A 21698-nucleotide genomic window follows, 5' to 3' on the forward strand; every position below is an offset into this window, starting at 1 on the left:
TGTAATTAAAATGGAAACTTCAGGGGATGCGAGGGGGAATTACAATGGAAAACAAGTTTGATCGGATAGCATCGGTTCTTTTTCTTGCGGTCGGCCTCGCCTTCGCGGTTGGCAGCAAAAAGCTGGCCGCCTCGGCGTACGGAAGCAGTGTAGGCCCCGATATATTTCCTTTCTCCTTGGGAGTATTGCTTATCCTTTTGAGCATACGGCTTTTCTATGAGACTTTTAAAAGGAAGAACAGCGGCGGTAAAAAGGAAAAAATCCACTACAAACCATTCCTTATCATTTTTGCAGCAACGATTATTTACGCACTTACCTTGGAGATAATCGGCTATGTCATCACGACATTTGTGTTTCTCTTTGTTTGCTTCCAGGTAATGGAGCGTTCCAAATGGGTGGTTTCCTTAATCATTTCAGCCATTTTTTCATATGGGGTATATTTTATGTTTGTCGAAGTGCTTAAAGGAACGCTTCCTGGCTGGCCGGTTTGGTTTTAGATAAGGGAAGGAGAAGGTAAAGTGGACGTTATACAGTATTTAGCGGATGGATTCGGTACGGCATTAATATGGTACAATCTGATATTTGCATTTGTCGGGGTTTTAATTGGCACTGCCGTAGGGGTTTTGCCCGGAATCGGGCCAATGAGTGGAGTCGCGCTCCTCATTCCGGTTACAGCGTCGATTACCGGGAATTTGCCTCCCGAGCAGGCTGCAACAAGTGCGATTATTCTTTTGGCGGGCGTTTATTATGGAGCGATGTACGGTGGGTCGACGACGTCGATTTTGTTAAATACCCCTGGAGAATCTTCCTCGGTCGTTACAACGCTTGATGGCTACCAAATGGCGAAAAATGGGCGGGCCGGAAGCGCTTTGTCCATTGCGGCAATCGGCTCGTTTGTCGCCGGGATTTTTACCTTGATCGCGCTTGTTGCGCTGGCAACCCCACTGTCAAATGTTGCCCTTAAGTTCGGGCCTGCCGAGTATTTTTCGTTGATGCTCCTCGGCCTTGGCGCTGTTAGCGGGCTGGCCGGTAAGTCAGTGACGAAAGCATTGATTATGACCATTATGGGGCTTTTGGTTGGAACAATTGGGATTGACAGCGTGTCGGGAATTGCCCGGTTTACATTCAACCAGCCATGGCTTTATCAAGGAATTGAATTCCTGACAATTGCTGTCGGACTTTTTGCTCTCGGAGAAGTGTTTAAGACAATTTTGGAAAAGGATTCGGAGGATACCCAAGCCGCCGCCATCAAGAACCTGTATCCGACGAAAGCCGAGCTGAAGCAATCAGCCGCGCCGATTGCAAGGGGCTCACTGCTTGGCTTTTTTATCGGGATACTTCCCGGAGCGGGAGCGACCCTAGCATCTTTTTTCTCCTATCTTTTTGAAAAAAAGATTTCGAAGAACCCTGAAAAATTTGGTAAGGGCGCGATTGAGGGGGTTGCTGCTCCAGAATCGGCTAACAATGCCGCATCAGGCGGAGCGATGATTCCTCTCTTGACACTCGGAATTCCGGGCTCCGGTACGACAGCCATCCTGATGGGGGCGTTTATGATGTACAATGTGCAGCCGGGGCCACTCCTATTTGACAACCACCCCGAGGTTGCCTGGGGGCTAATTGCGAGTATGTTTGTCGGCAACGTGATGCTCCTAGTGCTGAACTTGCCGCTAGTAAGAGTTTTCGCGAAAATCATCCAGACGCCAAAGAAGTATTTGATACCGATTATTATCGCCATTTCGATTTTCGGCGTTTATGCGGTCCAGGTTTCAGTCAATGATTTGCTGCTGCTCATCTTCTGCGGCCTTGTCGGCTACTTTCTTGGGAAAAATGATTATCCGATTGCCCCACTTGTTCTTGGTGTCGTATTGGGGCCAATGCTCGAAAATAATTTACGGAGGGCGCTGACCATATCAAACGGCGACTTCACTCCGTTTTTCACAAGGCCACTCTCTCTCGTTTTCCTTTTGATGACCGTATTGTGGCTCATCATTCCAGTATTGATGAAACTTAAAGGAAAAACGGTAGTCATAAACGAAGAGGCTTGATATGCAAAAACTCCTTTCGAGGAGTTTTTTTGCTTTTTTAAAAAAGTATCTTGTTGGCAGAATATTCATGATTCATTATAGTAAGAAGAGGGAGGTTGTTATGCGCTTACATACAAAGTTGATGGTCGGCATAAGCTTGGTCATCCTGCTGATTGGCGGGATATTTGAATATACGTTTAAAACGATAATGGAAGAGAATTTAAAACATGAAAAAGGAACCAAAGCCCTCTCAGTAGCGCAGTCCATCGCAAATATGCCGGAAATCCAAAGAGCTTTTTTTTCGGAAAATCCATCCGCTATTATCCAGCCTATCGCCGAGAAAATCAGGCAAAAGGTTGATGCGGAATTTATTGTTATCGGAAATAGGAAAGAAATTCGATACTCCCACCCGAATCCGTTGAGGATTGGGCAAACGATGGTCGGAGGAGACAACGTCCGGGTCTTCAAAGGAGAGTCTGTTATCTCTGAATCTACCGGAACCCTTGGCCCATCTCTTCGCGGTAAAGCACCGATTTTCCATGATGGGACAGTCATTGGCGTCGTTTCAGTCGGATACCTTCAAACCGATATAGAAAGGGAAGTTTCAAAGGTCCAACAGAAAATATTCCTCGCGACTCTCACAATTTTGCTCGGCGGCATCGTTGCAGCGCTGTTAATCTCTTTAAATATTAAAAGAGCCATTTTTGGGCTGGAGCCAAAGGAAATTGCCTGGATGTACCAGGAAAAGCACGCCATCCTTGAATCGATTTACGAAGGCATCATCGCAATCGACACTGAAGGAAAAATAACGGTCGTCAATGAAACGGCCCATAAAATCCTGGACGTCCCAAATCAAGTCCTTTTAAGAGGCAAAAGGATTGAAGAGGTCATTGTTAATTCCCAGCTTCTTAACGTTGTAAAAAGCGGAAAGGCGGAATATGACCAGGAGCTCACCATTAACGGAAGTTCATTCTTTGTTAACCGTGTGCCAATTATTAACCACAAAAATGAGGTAATAGGGGCTGTTGCAAGCCTGAGGAATAAATCGGAGATATCGAAGCTCCTTAGGGAACTGACGCATATCAAATCCTATGCGGAGGGGCTTAGGGCACAGACACATGAATATTCAAATCGGCTTTATACACTTTTGGGCCTAATCCAACTCGGCTCGTATAAAGAGGCAATCGAATTTATTTCGAATGAAATGGATCATGCACAGGGTTTTATCGAATTTTTGATGAGGGAAGTGCCCGATCCAGTAATTGCCGGGTTCATTCTTGGTAAAGCAAGCCTGGCAAGTGAATTGAAACTAACGTTTCATGTGGACGAGTCCAGTTCCTTTAAGGATGTTCCCCCGGAAATCAGCAGAGACAAATTGATTACTATTATTGGGAACCTCATTAATAACGCATTTGAAGCGGTTAAGAATAACAAGGACAAGGAGAAGAAAGTTTCCTTATTTTTGACCGACTTGGGGAAGGACTTGATTATAGAAATTGAGGACAACGGAAAAGGAATACCAGCGGATGACTGCGGCAAAATTTTTGAAGAAGGCTTTTCGACGAAACGTTCATCAACGAACCAGGGAATTGGTCTTAGCCTTGTAAAAAATGCTGCGGGAAGCCTTGGCGGAACCATCACCTTTTCTTCCGTTGAAGGGGAAGGGACACTTTTCACCGTAGCACTGCCAAAAAGGGGGAAGCGGAATGGACAGCGGCAATAACATTGAAGTACTCATCATAGAAGACGATTTAAGAATTGCGGAAATCCAGCAGAAGTTTATTGAACAAGTCGGGGGCTTTACGACTGTCGGGATTGCCGCGAGCTATAATGAGGCGAGAAGCTATATTGACATCATGCAGCCCGATCTTGTCCTGTTGGATGTTTATTTTCCCGATATGGACGGCATGGACTTGTTAAGGGAGCTAAAGCAGCAAAAAAAGAAGATGGATGTCATCATGATTACCGCTACAAAGGAATTTAACCGAGTCCAGGAAGCAGTTACGATTGGCGTTTTTGATTTTATTATCAAGCCGGTCATTTTTGAACGATTTAAGCAATCGCTTGTCCGGTATCGAGACTATTACACCCAGCTTCATACTATTGGAAGGCAGTCCTCCCATGTTACGCAGCAGCAGGTAGATATGCTTTTAAGAAAAGAGGCCGGCGTCGTTGTGGCGGAGAAACCCCTGCTGCCAAAAGGCATTGACCCGCGTACGCTTGAAAAAGTCCTCGATGTCCTTGTAAAAGCCGATTCCGGGCTTACGGCGGAATCAGTTTCTATGGAAATCGGGGTTAGCAGGACAACTGGAAGGCGCTATTTGGAGTATTTGGTATCTGAAGAAAAAGTCGATGCGGACTTGGCGTATGGAACAGTTGGGAGGCCGGAACGGATTTATTTGGTGAAGGAAAAATAGGATTCAGATCGTTTCTTAGTGTTGCCCGGCTATAGTGGAAAGCCGGGCTGTTGGTATTTGCCGGGACAATTGTGCTGCAAGAATTATATTAAAACCAGCCATCATCAACTGAGCTGTTGTCAGCGATTGCAAAGGCGGCTTCCGTAATTGCTTCAGCCAATGTGTCCCCAGTGGCACGGAATCCATTAAAGGAAACTTCATTTTTTTTGGTAGCTTCATAGGTGTATCCGGCCTGCTCCAGCCGCTTTATGATTGACATGGCGTTATCCAGATTGTTAGAGGGCTGGAAATCGGCTACGGGAATGAAAACCTTGTTCTCTGGATCGTACCAGCGGTCCCACCTGTTCAGTTTCCAGCCCATAATTCTCCTAGCAATAATCTCGGTTTTATCCATCATGTCCGCTCCTTTTGTCAGATGATACTATTTTAGCATTTTTCAAGCTTGTACCTGATTTAATTTTTGGAAATTTAACCTTCGAAAACAGTTTAAAAAATTATTTCGGATAACGAAAGTTTCGATAGTGAAATTAATTTCGTTCCATGCTATAATTGTCGATATATGGGATGTTTAATATATCTTCAGCTTGGAGATGGATAGTGCATGGAAATATGGAAACGTAATTTATGGGTTCTATGGATTGGTGTGTTTTTTACAGCAGCTAGTTTTTCAATGGTCATTCCGTTCCTGCCATTATTTCTTCTGCAATTGGGTGTTGAAGAAAACACTGAATTATGGTCCGGGCTCATTTTCGGCTCTGCATTTTTCGCTGGCGCCATTGCTTCGCCTTTTTGGGGGAGGGTGGCCGATAAATACGGCCGTAAACCGATGATTGTAAGGGCAGGTATTGCCCTTTTTGTTATTTATACACTTATGGCATTTGTTACGAACCCTTATCAAATACTTGGGTTAAGAATCCTACAGGGATTGTTGAGCGGATTCATCCCGGGTGCGATCGCCCTTGTCGGGACAAACACTCCGGGCAAGCATGTAGGCTACGCACTCTCGCTCATTTCCTCGGGTTCAGCAGCCGGACAGATTGCCGGGCCGCTGTTTGGCGGCGCGATTGCCCATTTTGTCGGGAACCGCTGGGCATTTGCTACCGGGGGAATCATCGTCGGCCTGGCGACTTTGCTGATCATCTTCTGGGTACGCGAGGAAAACTTCAAGCCGAGCAAGGAAAAGGGCTCCGTGTTTAAAGACTTCAAGGTGGCTCTTAACAATCATACTTTCTTGCTCGTGCTTATCCTGACGCTCGTCGTCAGCTGTTCGGTTATGACAATCGAACCTGTCCTTCCTTTGTATGTTGTAAAATTAAGCGGGTCTGCGGATAGCGCCGCGCTACTGGCTGGAATCATTTTCTCCCTTCCAGCCATCGCCAGCGTCATGTTCGCACCTCGGTGGGGCAGATGGGCGGATAAAGTTGGTTTCCAGCGGGTCCTGTTTATCGGCTTGCTTGGAGGAGGCCTCGGCATGCTGGCGCATGTTTTATTCGCGCATATTTGGGGCTTCTCCATTATCAGGTTTATATTCGGGATCTTCTTCTGCGCGGTTTACCCTGCATTGAATGGTCTCGTTGTAAAATCAACCCCGGATGATTTCCGCGGCAGGGCATTCAGCCTGAATCAAACCGCGAACCAGCTCGGCGGTATGATAGGGCCAATGATTGGCGGATTTATCGGAGGTATTTTTCCTGTCCAGGTCGTCTTCATCGCAACAGGCATCCTGCTTTTGGCCGCGATGGCTGCCGTCCATTTGAACGCCGGGGAGCTGAAAGGCGGCAAAATTAGAAGGTCATTGGCACACGGGAAATAGATTTGTATCAGCCTGCAGGCTTTGCCCCGAAAAATCGGGCGGGCGGCAGGCTTTCTTTTTCGGAAAAAGGGCGAGATCGGTAGATTAGGAGTATTGATGGAAAGGGCTTGTCCAACTATAATAAGGGAAAATCAACCAAAGGAGAAATGTATGGGAAAGAAAATCGAATTCTGGCTTTGGGCAGTGCTGACACTTGGAGTTGAAATCCTTCTTGCGTATACAGTCTTCATCATGCTTAAGGAGAGGGGTTTTGTGTACACATTCCGCATCCCTGTGAGCACGCACTTTATGTCTTTTCAATACATCCTGCTGTTTTGTTCCGCGGTATTCCTGGCTGTTACTCTAGGCGTTTTCCGAAAAGAAAGCTATGAAGCCGAATCACTCCTTCAGTATTTTGCATCATTTCTGAAGCATCCCATTCCAGTCGGGTCGCTTTGCCTCTTCTTGGGAACGTTTATGTTTTTATAAAAAAGCGCTCAAAGTGGACGGGCTATAAAGGATATTGAAAACTACAATCAATTAAATCATCCCTTAGCCTTATTAATGTTGAACGACCAAAAGAGTCCATTTGCGAAAGAATAGGAAGGAGGCGGCTTATGATGGAAGCCGTCTTCTTTCTATATATATAGTTTTTATTTTCTGCTGTGTGGAGAAGATAATGATGGCCGATGAAGACCGTTTCAAAGGCAGGCGCGAGTCGAAACGGTCTTGATCGCCTTTATGATGGCCGTTTCACGATTGTCGGATTTTGAAACAGTTTTAGAATAAAGAATTCAGTTTGAAATGGTATACTGTAATCAATGTGTCTTTTAAAATCCGCTTGGATATAACCTGCGGAACTGTTTTAAAAAGAAACACTATCATCTTATAAAGGAAGATTTTGATGCGGGCTAAAATTCCCATTTATGAACAAATTGCGATTGATATTGCGAACCGGATTTACAATGAAAAGTACAAGGTCGGCGAAAAGATTCACGGGCGCTCCACACTGGCAAGCGAATACAACGTGTCGCCGGAAACGGTTAGAAAAGCAATCAAGATCCTTGAAGATGTTGAGATTGTAAAATCGGAGAAGGGCGCTGGGGTTGTTATTTCTTCAAGGGAGAACGCCTTAACGTACATAAATCGTTTTTCCAACCTTGAAAGCGTAAAGGATATGGAAAAGAAGCTGCGAAAGATTATTGGGGAGCGGGAAAGGCTGGATGGGGAGTTATTTGAAACGATTGAGAAAATCGTTGATTACTCAGGAAAGCTGAGATATACAAATCCGCTGGTTCCGTTTGAAATTGAAATTAACGAGGACTGTCCGCAAATCGGCAAAACGATTTCGGCCATGAAATTTTGGCAAAATACCGGTGGCACGATTGTGGGTCTGAAAAGGGAAGGGGATATCATTATCTCGCCAGGACCATACGCCAGCATTGAAGCGGGCGATATTTTGCTCGTCATCGGCAATGAGCATACATACAACCGCGTGTCCGACTTTTTAAAAGAGTAAAGGGGCGGGACACACTCTCCTAGGATTGGGGAAAGCAACGCTCGAACTGTCCTTCCCTTTCTTCAACAGAAAAAGGGGCAGCTCAGTTATCTTCTTTTTCCAAAAAAGAAGGACTGACGGCCCCTTGCTCTGTAATTTAATTGCCTATTAAACCTTCTTCAATCAGAAAGTCCTTTGCGACTTCCTGCGGGGATTCCTTCAAGCTGTCGACCCGGTAGTTCAGTTTACGCATTTTTTCATCTGTCAGTTTGCCTGCAAGCAGGTCAAACACGTCCTTTATTTCTGGATGTTCTTTCAATGTTTCTTCCTTGACAATTGGAACCGCGAAATAAGGCGGGAAGAATTTTCTGTCATCCTCAAGTACCTTAAGCTTAAATTCCTCAAGCAAACCATCTGTTGAAAAAGCATCGATTACATCTGTTTCTCTGCTTTGAAGAGCTTTGTAGCGAAGGCCCCCGTCGACTGCTCGTAAATCCCCAAAGTCCATATTGTACATTTCTACGAGACCTGGAAGCCCGTCCTTCCTGTTTGTAAACTCAATCGTTGCGCCAAGTGTCAATTCATTGCTGACTTTCGCAAGGTCTGAGAACGTTTCGAGCCCATACTTCTCGGCGGTGTCCTGGCGAACCGCAAGTGTGTATGTGTTATTGAAGCCAAGCGGTTTCAGTGTTTCAAGGCCGTAGGTTTCCTTGAAACCCTCGCGGACCATGTTGTACACCTCATCGGGATCATTCGAGACTTCCTTTTTCATAATGGTGACAAGCCCCGTCCCGGTATATTCGATATACGTATCAATGTCTCCTTTCCTGAGGGCATTGAACACAACCTGGGTTCCCCCAAGCTTCAGTTTTCGTTCAACCTCAATGTCGGTTTTGTCCTCTATCAGGTCCGCTGCCATATTGGCGAGAATCACCGCTTCTGTAAAATTTTTGGAACCGATTGCAATTTTTTCTTTCGCTCCGGCCATATTGAAGGCGTAGGTAACACCTGTTCCAATGATAACGATCCCAATCAATGCGGGGATTGCAATTCTTCTCATGAGGGGCGCATTCTTGCGTCCAGGCTTGGCGGATGTTTTCGACGTATAGGAAATTTTCGACTCAACCCTGCCGACAACGAAGTCGATGAGCAATGCGAGAATACATGCTGGGATGGCACCGGCAAGGATCATATTGTTGTCTACTGATGAAACCCCAGAGAAGACAAGGTAGCCTAGACCCCCGGCACCTACGAACGCGGCAATCGTCATCAGCCCGACTGCTGTTACAGCTGAAATCCGTACGCCAGCCATGATAACTGGAAACGCGAGCGGAAGCTGGATTTTCCTCATGATTTGGCTGTTTGTCAACCCGATTCCTCGCGCGGCTTCAAGGATATCCCTGTCAATATTCGTCAGCCCTGTGTAGGTGTTTTTAACAATAGGAAGAAGGGAGTAAATAACGACCATGACAATCGCGGGCGTACTGCCGATCCCGATAAAAGGAATAAGGAAACCGAGCAGCGCAAGGCTTGGGATCGCCTGCGCGACATTCGCCGCTCCGATTACCGGCTTTGACAGGGATTTATTCCGCGAAATGATGATTCCAAGAGGCACGCCGATGGCAACAGCGATCAATACTGAAAGGATGCTTAAATAGATATGCTGGCCAAGCAAGTTCAAGATTTGGCCAGTGTTGTTCGATACATACTCAAAGAAATCCTTCATTTAAAATGCCACCTCCAGGTCCATAAGCTGGCTGCTCAAGGCTGAAAGAATGCTGCTCCGGGTAATCAGCCCCATCAGTTGCCCGGAATCATTGACGACAGGCAAATAGCCAATTCTGTGTTCGTTCATTTTCTTAAAAACACTAATTAAATCCAAGTCTTCGGAAACGGAATAGATATTCCGCTCCATTACCTCGCCGATGAGCATGGACCGGTCGGTCACTTGGATGTCTTTTAATGTAACAAGGCCAATCAGCTTATTATCCTTGCTTGTGACCATTAGGCTGTCTACCTTATTCTCCTTCATGATTTCAAGCGCCTGCAGCACGTTGCGTACCGGCGAAACTTTGACAGGGTTCGGAATCATAATATCCTCCGCTTTCAGCACTTCCGGGTTGTTCCATACCCGCCTCTTACCAAGGAAGTTCTCAACGAATTCCGAAGCAGGGTTTTTAAGGATATTTTCAGGCGTGTCATATTGAAGGATTTCTCCGTCCTTCAAAAGGCAAATGCGATCGGCGATTTTATACGCCTCATCCATATCATGTGTCACGAAAATAATTGTCTTGTTCAATTCTTTCTGCATGTTGAACAGTTCTTCCTGAAGGGAACTTCTAGTTACGGGGTCTAGGGCGCTAAATGGTTCATCCATGAGGATGATATCGGAGTCGGTGGAAAAGGCGCGGGCAACACCGACGCGCTGCTGTTGGCCTCCGCTTAATTCCATCGGGTAGCGGTCGAGATATTGGACGGGGTCCAGGCCGACAAGATTCAATAGCCTCTCGGTTTTTTCTTCAATTGCTGCAGGATCTTCGCTTTTAAGCTTTGGAATCAGTTCAATATTTTCCCTGATTGTCATATGCGGAAAAAGGCCGGTGCTTTGGATGACATAGCCAATATTCCTCCGGAGCTCGATAGGGTCTATTTTGGAGATGTCTTTCCCGTTAATATAAATTTTTCCGGAGGTGGGCTCGATCAGTCGATTGACCATTTTTAAAAGAGTGGTCTTTCCACAGCCGCTCGGTCCTATGAAAACCACAAGCTGGCCTTCTTCAATTTCGAGGCTGAAATTGTGGATAACGGCCTGCCGATGATATTTTTTTACGATGTTATCAAACTTAATCATCATATTCCCCCTTTTTTGGGCAGTAGTTTTTTAATAAAAAGTAACAACTTTATATTAACATAAAAGTTGTTTGTTTAAAAAGAAATTACATAGTTTTTTCCGAAATTGGAAGAAAGGTGCAGTTGTGAATACTGGGAGCATGGCTATCAGCATTGTTAACAAATGAGTGTAGATTCGCTGCTTATCCTTTTTATTTACCAACTTTCCGGAAAGGAAACCTTTTCCTTTGAAAAAGCTTTCTGGCAGGACTTCTGAACTTGGGGCCACTTTGGTGAAAACGGAGAGTGTTAGTATTTTTTGCACCTCCAAATAGTAGTCTTCGCCGCTATTTTTTGATAATAATAGATAAGAGAATACAAGGTTTGGAGAGACGAGATGAAGAAGAAACGGAAATTGTCGAATAGAAGGAAGGAAAAGCGGAGATTGTTTCATATTTTGATCATCCTTGCCGGGGTCTTCTTCCTTGTTAAGGTTTTAAACGAGGAATTTTCTTTTATAAAAAAGCCACAGCTCGTTTACAAAAACATCCCATCTGAAAATGTGAAACGGTATACCCCTTTAATCCATAATGAACTTATGAAGGTACAGCTCGAGGAGTATACACCGCTCCTTGCCGCGGTTATGCAACAGGAAAGCAAGGGAAAGGGCGGAGACCCGATGCAGTCGTCTGAATCTGCGGGATTGCCTCCCAATGCCATTACTGATCCCGAGCAAAGTATAAGGCAGGGAGTAAAGCATTTTCAGCGGGCAATCCAATATGGAGAAAAGAAGAACGTCGATCTTCCCACCATCATTCAGGCGTATAACATGGGACTGGGCTACATTGACTTTGTTGCGGAAAATGGCGGGAAGCACAAAGAGGAATTCGCGAAAAAATATTCGTATATTCAAGTCCAAAAGAATCCTACCCTATACAATTGCGGCGGGGACAAAAACAACTTCCGCTACCCTTATTGCTACGGGGATTTTACGTACAGCACGAAGGTGATGAGCAACCTGCATAAGTTGAATCAGCCTTTGGCGGGGAAACGCCATTGATTTACGGATTCGACTTTTCCTATCGAAGCCTGGGAGGACAGGCTTTGGAAGCTTTTTTACACCAAACAGATTAAGGATAAATATTGAATAGTTTGGAACAATAAAGGTCGGGTGGATTCTACGGAATCTCCCCGGCCTGTTTTTTTTATGATGCCAGAAGGAATCCAATGTGATGGGAAGATTGGGATGGAAGAATTTTTAGTGCCGATAGGGAGGACGTTAACCAGTTTCGTTCTACTCGTTTTTGTAACCCTTGTAATCGGCAAGCATATTAATTCGCATAAAACTCACTTTAGCTTTGCATTGTCCGTTTCAATTGGCTCCTTTATTGCCAATATGGGCTTCCATACAAATCTGAAATTCATGGATATATTAATCGCATTTATTGCTTTATTGATTTTATATTACCTTTGCCTTCTATTGTCTTGGAGAAGCAGATGGATAAGGAAGTGGCTATCAGGCAGGCCGACAGTATTAATTGAAAACGGAAAAATACTCGATACGAACATGAAGAAAGTCAAATTGTCGATTGATGATCTAAATCAGCTATTAAGGGAAAAGAACGTTTTTAATGTTGGCGAGGTAGAGTATGCCCTGCTTGAGGTAAGCGGAGGTTTATCCGTAATTAAAAAATCGCCTTTCCAACCGCCTACAAAACAGGATCTTGGGATGGCGTATGCGAAACAGTCCCTGCCAGTCGAGTTAATCATGGATGGGAAAATCATAGCCAAAAATACGAGCGGAATCTACAGCCAGGATTGGATTGAGGCGGAATGCAAAAATAGAAACCTTAGAGTTGAAGACATTTATTATGCTGTCATCAACACGGGAGGAGTCCTTTTCATCGACAAATATGAGGACAAGCTTTCTTCGCCTGTTGATTTGGAATGAGGCAAGCCGTTGGAAGCTTTGGAGGAAACAAGTTTTCACGGCCAGGGTAACACTTAGGCCTTCAGTTTCACCTTCCAGCACAGGAACAAGCAGTTTCATACCTAGAAGCCCGCAATCAAGTGGCGTTCCAGTCAGCTCCGGGTACAGTCGGAAAAACTTGCACAGTTGGATGGGGAACTGCCAGTTATTCAGCCTCCCGCCATTTTTGGCTGGGGCCAATTTTTTTGCAAAGTGAGGACTCAGCGTGAAGAGGTGAAACTCGTGTTGAAGGAGACATTTTTGAATATTAAAATTATTTTAAAAAAACTTTATTTTTAGTGTGATATTTTTAGAATTCATTGTTTTATCAGCATTTTTAAACCATTTTAAAAATAATTGGCAAAAAAAGTTTTTGACAAATTTACACGATAGAAATTATCATAAAATAATGTAAATGAGGAGGCGAAGACAAATGTCAAACTATGATAAACAGAAAATTGTGGCTAGTGTCCCTCAAACAGGCTTCTTTGGCCATCCAAAAGGACTGTTCACTCTTTTCTTCACAGAATTCTGGGAGCGTTTCTCATATTACGGAATGAGGGCAATCCTAGTTTTCTATATGTATTATGAGGTTTCTGAAGGTGGGCTTGGGCTTGATCAGACTCTCGCACTTTCGATTATGTCGATTTACGGTTCACTCGTCTATATGTCCGGTATAATCGGCGGGTGGTTTGCGGATCGGATATTCGGAACATCTAAAGCCGTTTTTTATGGTGGTATTTTAATCATGTTTGGCCACCTCGCACTTGCGATTCCGGGCAATGTTGCTTTGTTCTTTATTTCAATGGTGCTCATTGTTCTTGGTACCGGGTTGCTAAAGCCAAACGTTTCAGCAGTAGTTGGTGATATTTACAGTGAAGAAGATGCCCGCCGTGACTCTGGCTTCAGTATTTTCTATATGGGAATTAACCTTGGTGGATTCCTCGCACCGCTGATTGTTGGTTCCGCTATGAAAACAAGCTTCCACCTTGGATTTGGTATTGCAGCTCTTGGTATGTTCCTCGGTTTGGTTCAATTTGTTAAAACGAAGAAAAAAAATCTTGGACTTGCCGGGACTTATGTACCAAACCCGCTTACAGGTGATGAAAAGAAAAAAACCTACACCATCATCGGTTTAGTTGTCGCTGCTCTTGCAGTGGTTATTGCAATTGCGATTCCTTCAGGCTTGTTGACTTTCAACAGCTTTATTAATCTCGTAGGGGTACTGGGAATATTAATTCCGACCCTGTATTTCATTGTGATGTACCGCAGCCCGAAAACAAATGATGTTGAGCGTTCGCGCTTACTCGCCTACATTCCGCTGTTTATCGCCTCTGTTATGTTCTGGGCGATTGCGGAACAGGGCTCGACAATTCTTGCCAGCTATGCGGACAATCGTACCCAGCTGAATTTTGCCGGTATGACAATATCCCCGGCATGGTTCCAATCTCTGAACCCGCTTTTCATCATCTTTTTAGCGCCAGTATTTGCCTGGATGTGGGTTAAATTAGGCAAACGCCAGCCGACAATCCCGCAAAAATTCTCGCTGGCATTGTTATTTGCAGGCTTGTCCTTCCTAGTCATCCTGCTGCCTGCATATTTCGGCGGAACTGACTCTTTGGTGAGCCCGCTTTGGCTTGTCCTGAGCTACCTGATTGTGGTACTCGGCGAATTGTGCCTGTCGCCTGTTGGGCTATCTGCGACAACAAAGCTTGCGCCGGCAGCGTTTTCCGCGCAAACAATGAGCCTTTGGTTTCTATCGAATGCGGCTGCCCAGGCAATTAATGCCCAAATTGTGCGATTCTATTCCCCGGAAAATGAAATGGCATACTTCGGCATAATCGGTGGCGCGTCCATCGTCCTAAGTATCGTGCTCTTCATATTAGCTCCGAAAATACAAGGCTTTATGAAGGGAATTCGTTAATACCTTTCCTAAGCACCTGCTCCCGAATTAAAGGGGGCAGGTGCTTTTCTTTTTGGCCAGAAGAAAAAAGCCCTCCCGATTCAAAGCAAATCCTCTCTTGAACCTCAAAATATAGCCTACTAAGGGCTTTTTGTTTCTCTAGGAAATTTTAAAATGAAACCTTGTGGATAACTCGAAATAAGTTATTGTAATCCAGCTCCAGCGCCTAGCCCCTCGAGGTCATAAGCCGATTCCCTCCGGAGGGTAGGCCCGTCCTCGGAAATGCGCGCATTTCCTTCGTGCGTGGGCCAATTCAGGGATGCCATTCAGTGTCCTGCGGGCCCCGTCTTATGCTGGTCGGGGCTTACCAAGGCGCTTACGCATTTTGTTCTTCTATTTAATAAATTCTTCAATTTATGGCATTTTTATCTAGTATTGCAGTTATTACTGTTGTAGAATGGTTATCAAGTTATTATTTCGCTTTTCGTAATAGTTCATAATTAGACATAGGAGGGTCGGATCCACAATATATTGGTTTTATTCCACTTTGGGGATTAATAAAACCCCCATGAGGGAAGGTTCACTTACTAACTGTTTAGTTTTACCTGGGGGGAGAAAGAAATGCAAAGTTTTCGTTGGATATGGGGGTATCTGAGGGAGTATCGGTTCCGTTTTTTTCTTGGGTTGGCCCTTGCACTCGGCGTTACTTCTTTAAATTTGGTTAATCCATTTTTCGCGGGAAAAATCATAGACAAAGTCATTTTCGGGAAGCAACAGGAATTGTTATGGCCATTCATCGGTGTGATGATCGGGGCTACAGTCCTAAAAACGGTTATCCGCTACACTTACCAAATCCAGTTTGAGCGGATTTCCCAGAATACAATCTTCCGGATTCGGAAAGAGCTGTATGACCGCCTCAACAAGCTGGATTTTCAATTTTATGATAAGACAAAGACCGGCGACATTATGGCAAGGATGACCGGGGATATGGAAATGGTCCGGGCGTTTTCCGCATGGTCCATTTATATGATTTTTGAAAATGCGACCATCCTGCTTTTCGCGGTCGGCTTTATGTTTTACATCCATCCGCAGCTTGCCCTTGCGATGATGCTTATAACGCCAATTATCGGTTTTTTTGCCTATAAGATGACGTTTGCCGTCGGACCGACATTTTCGGAAATCCGGGCACAGTTCGCGAAACTTAACTCGGTAGTCCAGGAAAATATTAGCGGAAATCGGGTTGTAAAAGCATTTGCGAAGGAAGACTACGAGATTAATAAATTCACCGCTGAGAATGAAGGCTACAAGGAAAAGTCGCTTGCTTCTGCAAAGGTATGGGAGAAATTCCTTCCTGTCCTCGACTCGCTTGCGGGATTGTTCACGGTTGTCATGATTCTCGTCGGCGGAATTATGGTTATTAACGGTTCGCTTACAATCGGGGAACTTGCAACGTTCAACGGACTCATTTGGGCACTGAACAACCCGATGCGGATGGCGGGATGGCTTATAAACGATGTGCAAAGATTTAATGCCTCCGCTAAAAAAGTTGAGGAATTGATGAAGACAACACCATCAATCGCCAATGATGGCAAAAAGCTGAATGGGGAAGGACTGAAGGGATTTGTCGAATTCAGTAATGTTTCGTTCAGCTACGGCGATGAGGATGTACTGAGGAACATCAGTTTTTCAGCCTCGCCTAGTCAGACTATCGGTATCATCGGTGCGACGGGGGCGGGAAAATCAACCCTGGTGAATCTCTTGAGCAGGTTTTACGATTCTGACAGCGGTGAAGTAAAGGTCGATGGCATCAATGTAAAAGATTGGGACCTTTACAAGCTCCGAGAGAGCATGGCGATGGTCATGCAGGATATCTTCCTTTTCTCGGATACTATCGAAGGAAATATCGCTTACGGTAATCCCCACGCAACCTTGGAAGAAGTCCAGGCCGCCGCAAAAATGGCGGAAGCGCATGAGTTCATCCTCGGACTCCCTGAAGGCTATGACACGATTGTCGGGGAACGCGGTGTCGGCCTTTCCGGGGGCCAGAAACAACGGATTGCGCTGGCGAGGGCTCTTTTAAAAAATCCATCGATCCTGATTCTGGATGACACAACGTCGGCGGTCGATATGGAAACCGAAATCAAAATCCAGGAAACGTTAAAGTCAGTCCTGACGGGAAAAACTTGTTTCATTATCGCGCACCGTATTTCTTCCGTGAAAGATGCCGACTTGATCCTGGTCATGGAAAACGGCCAAATTATTGAACGGGGAACTCATGAAGAATTGCTAAATAAGAAGGGGTACTACTCAAAGGTTTTCAAAAATCAGCATAACAGCTATCAGGGCCAGGATGCGGCTAAGGAGGTGGTGTAGGCCATGGCGCGGAATAAATTTGATGTTGATGAGGAACTGGAGTCGCCATTCAGGCTCGTCCACTTCCAACGGCTGCTTGTGTATATAAAGCCTTACAAGAAAAAAATCATGATTACTGTCATGATGATGCTTTTGGCAAGCTGTGCCAACCTTATTGGGCCTTATCTGGTCAAGCAGGCGATCGATAAGGAAATCCCCGCAAAGGATATTTCCGGATTGATGATATTGGCAGGGATTTATATCCTGGCGCTCATCACGACTGGAATATGCATGAAATTCCGAATCCGGATGATGTCCCAGACCGGTCAGAGCATTATTAGGGACATCCGGAAGGATTTGTTCATTCATTTGCAGAGGCTGTCCTTCTCTTTTTACGACAGCCGTCCACATGGAAAAATCCTTGTGAGAGTCGTAAACTACGTCAACTCCCTAAGCGACCTTTTGTCAAACGGGATTATCAATGTCATTACCGATTTGTTCAGCCTTTTGGTTATCGTTGGATTCATGCTTTCAATCGATCCGAAGCTAACCCTTTACGCGATGGCTGGCTTCCCGGTTCTTGCTGGCGTCATTCTTCTTTTAAAAAATGCACAGCGGAAGGCCTGGCAAATTTTGAGCAATAAGCAATCGAACATGAATGCGTATATCCACGAAAGCATCAGCGGGATAAAAGTGACCCAGGCCTTTTCCAGGGAAGAGGAAAATGCCAAGATCTTCAGTGATGTTTCAGGCAGCTACCGTACGAGCTGGATGCGCGCGATTAAAATCCACTTCCTGCTCTGGCCGGCAATTGAAAACATTTCCGTCCTGACTGTATCTTTCATCTACATCATTGGTGTATCAATGATCGGTGATGGAGTCACGGTTGGTTCATTGGTTGCATTCGTGGGGTATATTTGGATGTTCTGGACGCCGCTTGCAAACATCGGAAACTTCTATAACGCGATCATCAACGCTATGGCCTATCTTGAGCGGATCTTCGAAACAATGGATGAAAAGCCAGCCGTGACAGATGCGCCAAACGCTAAAGAACTTGCCCCCATCCATGGGTGGGTAGAGTTTAAAAATGTTGTGTTCGGCTATGAAGAAGCGGACCGCATCCTTGACGATGTTAGCTTTAAGGTCGAGCCGGGCGATACCATCGCTCTAGTCGGCGCAACCGGTTCCGGAAAAACAACCATTGTAAGCCTAATCAGCCGCTTTTATGATATCACCGGCGGCAAAATAGAAATTGACGGCACCGATATCAATAGTGTCACGATACCATCGCTCCGCGGCCAGATGGGCGTCATGCTGCAGGATCCGTTTATCTTCTCGGGGACCATCATGGACAATATCCGCTATGGCCGGCTTGATGCCACCGATGAGGAAGTAATTGAAGCGGCAAAAGCCGTCCAGGCCCATCAGTTCATCAGCCAGCTGAAGGACGGCTACCAAACGGAAGTAAACGAGCGGGGAACAAGGCTATCAACCGGGCAAAGGCAGCTAATCTCCTTCGCGCGGGCATTGCTGGCCGACCCGAGGATTTTGATCCTCGATGAAGCTACTTCCTCAATCGATACAGAAACCGAACTCGCCTTGCAAAAAGGATTAGAAACACTCCTTAAAGGAAGGACGTCCTTTATCATCGCGCACCGCCTGTCGACAATTCAAAATGCAACCCGCATCCTGTTTATCGATAATGGCCGGATTGTTGAGGAAGGATCCCATCAGGAACTGTTGCGGCGAAAGGGCTACTACTGGAAACTCCACGCCTCCCAGAAGGCTGTATAAAGTTTTTATAATAGAGGCTTCTCCCTATTAAATGAGGGGAAGCCTTTTTTATGTTTATCAAGACCGGTTAGGCGTGAAGACATCGTGGAACAAGAGAAATTTGTCGTAAAAAGCAGGAAGAAAAAAATACCGCTACGGTGAAAACTGTGTAACTATTATGTAATAAATCGTTCTAATATATAGAGGGCAATTCGCCAAACAGTGATTGTCGCAACTAAAGGGGGCAATGGAAATGAAAAAAGTGCTAATAAGCCTGCTTCTGTTTTTTTCAATGGTGCTTTATGAAGCACCGGCACTGGCTGCGGGTGGTGATTTTATTATTATCAATAAGTCGACCAACCTATTGGCTTATTATAAAAATAGTACTCTTGTGAAAATCTTTAGTGTTGGCACCGGAAGGGAGCCATCCCTGACGCCAGAGGGGAAATTTAAAGTCGTCAACAAAATCGTCAATCGCCCGTATTACAAAGAGAAAATTCCCGGTGGCAGCCCTAAGAACCCGCTTGGGAAAAGGTGGCTTGGACTGAATGCCAATGGGACATGGGGCACGACCTATGCCATTCATGGAAACAACAATCCTTCCTCGATTGGCAAATACGTAAGTGGTGGCTGTATCAGGATGCACAATGAGGAGGTCCAGTGGCTTTTTGATCAGGTAGCGGTTAACACACCCGTCATTATCACTGCTTCAAAATTGCCTTTTCACTCCATCGCCTCAGCGAATGGATATAAAGTGTCTGGCTCGCTAATTCCGGCAGCTGTCCCTTCTTCTGTTACATTAAAAAAAGGAAGCAAGGGCGAACACGTAAAAACGCTGCAAATTGCTCTAACGCAAAGGGGCTATAAGACGAATGGGATAGACGGGGTTTTTGGTCCCGGTACGGAAGCAGCCGTGAAGAAGTTCCAAAAGGACAACAAACTGAAAGTGACCGGCATCGTTGACTCAGGCACTTGGAAGGCTTTGGAGAAATTTTAGCACCAGGGAAAAGCAGGCTTGCCTCTTAAAAATAGCAAGTCGAAGGTTCAAATATTTAACATGGCGATAGAAAAGCAACCCCGCTTCTGAACAGGAGTGGGGAATTTTTGTAAAGTATCCTTTTTCTTGTAACCTTATCCATTAAAATACAGTCTAAAGGTTTAGGAAAAAAGACAGCCACTGGAGGATAGCCATGGAAAAGAAATTCACGTTTGTTAACGAAAATTATGAGATGCTCAATAAGGAACAAAAGCAAAAGGAATTTACATATTCCTCTGAAAATATAGAGGTCAAGCCGAGAACGCAGAAAACTTACCGGTACGCGGCAATCATCATTGCTTCACTTGCCCTGCTTGTTGCAGCGTTTTTCTCAATTGAAAAAATGAAACCTTCGGAGCGGGGGATAGGGCGGGATTCCTTGAAGGAGACTACAGCCGGATCAGAAAAATCCGCACGAGAAAATCTGCAAAAACCAGGGATGCCGGGGGATTTTCATCCTCAGGTTATAAGTGAAGGCTCCTCCGCTTCCTATGTCCTCGATTTAAAAGTGCCACAGGAAAACAAATTTCAGGTCAGCGCGTCAATTGATGTAACCAATACATCTGAAATGGGCTGGAATCAAATTTATTTTCATTTTTTTCCAAACCAGCTCGGTGATCTGGCAAGGGAAGAATGCCGCAGGAAGGTCCTCACTTGGGCGATTGACAAGTGCCTTAATGAAATTGGCAGCGGTAATCTGGAAGTGGACGGTACAAAAATCGACGGTGTACCGTCAAAGTATGAATTGGAAGGCCTACAGCTGAAGGTGCCGTTAATGAAGGCCTTGAAGACTGGCGGGAAAGCAAACGTCGAGATTTCCTACTCTTTCTCAATGCCAAATGCGGGAAATGAGAAGCATGTTTATGATCTTCTCCAATGGCATCCGATGCTTCCGGATTATACATATGATTGGTTAATCCAGCCGCCTGCTCCGGGAAAAGAAACATATTCCGCACCGGCTTCAAATTACACTTTACACTATCAAATCCCAGGGAATCTTATCGCGGTAACTTCGGGTCCCGACCGGGATCAGGCAAGCAAAACAGGAGACATTCAGGAAAACTGGCTGAAAGAAATGTATGTTGTTCTTTTGGATGGCTACAAAATGATTAAAACGTCGGCGGGTTCCATTGAAGTCCGTGTATTTGCCCCGGAAAAGGAAATGGAAAAGGGAAAAATGGTACTTGGCACAGCGGCGGAAGCGGTTGGTTTTTTTGTTTCCCGCCTCGGCGATTTGCCCAATAAGCAGATTGATATTGTTTTGACAAACGAGCGGAAGGGCAGCTATCCGGGGATTGTTTTCCAGCCGGACGTTATCAAAAGTAACGAGCTCTTCTATCAGCCTATTGAGGAAACTCCTGACCATTTGCTCGTCCATCAGCTTGCCCAACAATGGTTTTATGGCAAAGCCCATTTTGACCGGCATACGGATGCTTGGCTGAATGACGGACTTTCCGAGCTGGCCGTTTCCCTCTTCTTTTTGGGCGGCCAAAAGAAAAGCGAAGCGGAAAGCTTTGCCTATGCAAACGCATTTGATGACTTTTATATTATGAGGACGGATGTTAAATCAAACATGGCCGCGGACAAATATACCGGATTGCCCGGCGGAATGGTGGGGCATATCCAGGCAAAACCCACGCTATATCTATGGAGAATGATGAAACCCTACGGAACGGATACTGCACTTGCCTTCCTTTCCGATTACCTTTCCGCCTATTCAGGCAAAAAACTGGCAACGATTGAATTCATTCGTTTCACGAAAGAATATTTCAAAGTGGACAATCGCCCTTTTACCTCCTGGCTTGATTTCAATCCTTACGAAAACAGTGATTTCCAGGACTTTTTTAACCTGTAACCAGAGTTGGAAAATGGGAAACCCCCCGGCCGATAATACGAAATAGTTTCTTTTTGACGGCGAATTGAGTATAATGTTTCTATTCCAATTGAATATTCCTTCGGGGCAGGGTGAAATTCCCTACCGGCGGTGATGGGGCAAATGCCTCTCAGCCCGTGACCCGTTTGCCATCTGGTTATGGCAAGCGGTGGATCCGGTGTGAATCCGGGGCCGACAGTATAGTCTGGATGGGAGAAGGAAGCAGCAGGTT

Annotated in this window: 17 protein-coding genes and 1 riboswitch; of the genes, 14 read left to right on the top strand and 3 right to left on the bottom strand. The window is 45.3% G+C overall.

Features of this window, described 5'->3' with window-relative positions:
- Positions 1–44 precede the first annotated feature (44 nt).
- From RB160_RS00310 to RB160_RS00325, 4 genes are all read left to right on the top strand, one after another.
- Positions 45–497 carry a tripartite tricarboxylate transporter TctB family protein gene (locus tag RB160_RS00310; RefSeq protein WP_316568225.1) on the top strand — a complete coding sequence of 151 codons (453 nt, stop codon included), beginning with the start codon at positions 45–47 and terminating at the stop codon, positions 495–497.
- A 21-nt stretch (positions 498–518) separates the two neighbouring features.
- Positions 519–2045 (top strand): tripartite tricarboxylate transporter permease, encoded by a 1527-nt coding sequence (locus RB160_RS00315; RefSeq protein WP_316568226.1) that lies wholly within the window; start codon positions 519–521, stop codon positions 2043–2045.
- A 100-nt stretch (positions 2046–2145) separates the two neighbouring features.
- Complete coding sequence (locus RB160_RS00320; RefSeq protein ID WP_316568227.1) at positions 2146–3747, top strand: sensor histidine kinase; 1602 nt, start codon at positions 2146–2148, stop codon at positions 3745–3747.
- Positions 3731–4441, top strand: coding sequence for a response regulator (locus RB160_RS00325; protein WP_316568228.1), 711 nt, complete (start codon positions 3731–3733; stop codon positions 4439–4441). The genes RB160_RS00320 and RB160_RS00325 overlap by 17 nt, the downstream gene beginning before the upstream one ends.
- Positions 4442–4529: 88 nt before the next feature.
- On the opposite strand, the gene RB160_RS00330 is transcribed toward RB160_RS00325, so the two are convergent.
- Complete coding sequence (locus RB160_RS00330) at positions 4530–4838, bottom strand: BC1872 family protein (RefSeq protein WP_316568229.1); 309 nt, start codon at positions 4836–4838, stop codon at positions 4530–4532.
- Positions 4839–5042: 204 nt separating this feature from the next.
- On the opposite strand from RB160_RS00330, the gene RB160_RS00335 reads away from it, so the two are divergent.
- From RB160_RS00335 to RB160_RS00345, 3 genes are all read left to right on the top strand, one after another.
- A complete protein-coding gene (locus RB160_RS00335; RefSeq protein WP_316568230.1) occupies positions 5043–6254 on the top strand; it encodes an MFS transporter in 1212 nt (403 codons plus the stop codon).
- A 150-nt stretch (positions 6255–6404) separates the two neighbouring features.
- Positions 6405–6722, top strand: coding sequence for a hypothetical protein (locus RB160_RS00340; protein ID WP_316568231.1), 318 nt, complete (start codon positions 6405–6407; stop codon positions 6720–6722).
- 415 nt (positions 6723–7137) lie between these two features.
- Positions 7138–7752 carry a GntR family transcriptional regulator gene (locus tag RB160_RS00345; RefSeq protein WP_316568232.1) on the top strand — a complete coding sequence of 205 codons (615 nt, stop codon included), beginning with the start codon at positions 7138–7140 and terminating at the stop codon, positions 7750–7752.
- Between the two features lie 136 nt (positions 7753–7888).
- On the opposite strand, the gene RB160_RS00350 is transcribed toward RB160_RS00345, so the two are convergent.
- Both RB160_RS00350 and RB160_RS00355 read right to left on the bottom strand, forming a co-directional pair.
- Positions 7889–9457, bottom strand: coding sequence for an ABC transporter permease/substrate-binding protein (locus RB160_RS00350; protein WP_316568233.1), 1569 nt, complete (start codon positions 9455–9457; stop codon positions 7889–7891).
- On the bottom strand, positions 9458–10582 hold the full coding sequence (locus RB160_RS00355; RefSeq protein ID WP_316568234.1) for an ABC transporter ATP-binding protein: 1125 nt from the start codon (positions 10580–10582) through the stop codon (positions 9458–9460).
- A gap of 375 nt (positions 10583–10957) precedes the next feature.
- Here RB160_RS00355 and RB160_RS00360 point away from each other — a divergent pair, with 375 nt between their 5' ends.
- The 7 genes from RB160_RS00360 (at position 10958) to RB160_RS00390 (ending at position 21448) form a co-directional block, all read left to right on the top strand.
- The gene (locus RB160_RS00360; RefSeq protein WP_316568235.1) at positions 10958–11620 is read left to right on the top strand and encodes a lysozyme family protein; all 663 of its coding nucleotides are present in this window, start codon (positions 10958–10960) and stop codon (positions 11618–11620) included.
- A 186-nt stretch (positions 11621–11806) separates the two neighbouring features.
- Positions 11807–12511, top strand: coding sequence for a DUF421 domain-containing protein (locus tag RB160_RS00365; RefSeq protein WP_316568236.1), 705 nt, complete (start codon positions 11807–11809; stop codon positions 12509–12511).
- A gap of 451 nt (positions 12512–12962) precedes the next feature.
- Entirely contained in the window at positions 12963–14453 is a 1491-nt protein-coding gene (locus RB160_RS00370) for a peptide MFS transporter (RefSeq protein ID WP_316568237.1), read from the top strand.
- Between the two features lie 600 nt (positions 14454–15053).
- Positions 15054–16805, top strand: coding sequence for an ABC transporter ATP-binding protein (locus RB160_RS00375; protein WP_316568238.1), 1752 nt, complete (start codon positions 15054–15056; stop codon positions 16803–16805).
- A gap of 3 nt (positions 16806–16808) precedes the next feature.
- On the top strand, positions 16809–18578 hold the full coding sequence (locus tag RB160_RS00380) for an ABC transporter ATP-binding protein (RefSeq protein WP_316568239.1): 1770 nt from the start codon (positions 16809–16811) through the stop codon (positions 18576–18578).
- Positions 18579–18810: 232 nt separating this feature from the next.
- The gene (locus RB160_RS00385; RefSeq protein ID WP_316568240.1) at positions 18811–19554 is read left to right on the top strand and encodes a L,D-transpeptidase family protein; all 744 of its coding nucleotides are present in this window, start codon (positions 18811–18813) and stop codon (positions 19552–19554) included.
- Positions 19555–19747: 193 nt separating this feature from the next.
- Positions 19748–21448, top strand: coding sequence for a gluzincin family metallopeptidase (locus RB160_RS00390; protein WP_316568241.1), 1701 nt, complete (start codon positions 19748–19750; stop codon positions 21446–21448).
- A gap of 92 nt (positions 21449–21540) precedes the next feature.
- A riboswitch (FMN riboswitch) is annotated at positions 21541–21691 on the top strand.
- Positions 21692–21698 lie beyond the last annotated feature (7 nt).

This window comes from Neobacillus sp. YIM B06451 (assembly GCF_032667185.1).
GTDB lineage: Bacteria > Bacillota > Bacilli > Bacillales > Cytobacillaceae > Bacillus_D.